Source organism: Microbacterium sp. K35, from assembly GCF_004794375.1.
Classification (GTDB): domain Bacteria; phylum Actinomycetota; class Actinomycetes; order Actinomycetales; family Microbacteriaceae; genus Microbacterium; species Microbacterium sufflavum.
On record NZ_SSDM01000322.1, the window covers coordinates 1 to 1,276 of the forward strand.

Annotated in this window: 2 protein-coding genes; both read left to right on the plus strand. The window is 76.6% G+C overall.

Going from position 1 to position 1,276, the window contains the following annotated elements:
- Positions 1-455 (plus strand): methionyl-tRNA formyltransferase (locus DW299_RS12730; protein WP_446724801.1); only part of this gene is annotated, 455 nt, incomplete at its 5' end.
- 83 nt (positions 456-538) lie between these two features.
- A partial coding sequence (locus DW299_RS12735; protein ID WP_275090593.1) for a transcription antitermination factor NusB occupies positions 539-1,276 on the plus strand: 738 nt, incomplete at its 3' end.

Consider the following 1,276-nt stretch of genomic DNA (forward strand, 5'->3'; position numbering starts at 1 on the left):
CGTCGGCGACGGCCGGCGAGGCGCTGGAGGCGCTCGCGCGCGACGGCGCCGACCTGACCGCGGAGGTGGTCGCGGCGATCGCGGCGGGAGAGGCGCGGGCGGTGCCGCAGGAGGGCGAGCCGACGTTCGCGGCGAAGCTGAGCCTGGCGGACGGACTCCTCGACTTCACGCAGCCCGTGTCGTCGGTGTTCGCACGGTTCCGTGGGGTGACGCCCGAGCCCGGCGCCCACACGACGGTGGACGGGCAGCGCCTGAAGATCCTCGCCGCCGAGCCCGCGGCCGGGGAGGAGCAGTTGCCTCCCGGCGTGCTATCGGGCACCAGGACGGCGCTGCTGATCGGCACCGCGACCGCGCCCCTCGCGGTGACCCGCGTGCAGCCGGCAGGCAAGGGGGCGATGAACGCCGCCGACTGGTGGCGGGGCCTGCAGGGCGGCGAGCGGCGGGCGGGATCGTGAGCAGGCAGGAGCGACACCAGCACCCGGGGGTCCGCCGTCCCCGACCCGCAGCGCGCACCGACGAGCGCGGGCCCCGGCGGACGGTGCAGCCGGCGCGGCTCGTCGCCTACGAGGTGCTGCGGGCGGTGTCCGACTCCGACGCGTACGCCAACCTCGTGCTTCCCCCGGCGATCGCGGAGGCCGGGCTGGACGCGCAGGACGCGGCCCTCGCCACCGAGCTCACCTACGGGACGCTGCGCCGCCGAGGCACGTACGACGCGGTGATCGCGGCGGCCGCGGATCGCAGCACCTCCTCGATCGATCCGGCCGTGCTGGACGCACTGCGGCTCGCGGTCCATCAGCTCCTGGCGACCAGGGTCGCCTCGCACGCGGCCGTGAACGAGTCGGTGAACCTCGTGGCGACGCGGGCGGGCCGTGGCGCGGCCAGTTTCGCGAACGCGGTGCTGCGTCGCGTGGCGCGCGAGTCGCCCGGGCAGTGGATGGAGCGCATCGAGGCCGAGGCGCGCTCCGACGATGAGCGTCTCGCCCTCCGCGCGGCGCATCCGGTGTGGGTCATCCGTGCACTGCGGCGCGCACTGGCGGCCGAGGGCAGGGTCGACGAGCTCGACGCCCTGCTCGAGGCCGACAACGCGTCGCCCGAGGTGACGCTGGTGGCCCTCCCCGGGCTCGCGCAGCCGGGTGAGCCCCGTCGCCCGTTCGCGCCGACCGCGTTCGCGTCACCCGGGGGCGACCCTCGTCGTCCGGTCGCGGAGTCCGCCGGCACGGTGCGCGTCCAGGACGAGGGGTCGCAGCTCGTCGCCCTCGCGCTGGCCGCCGCGGCA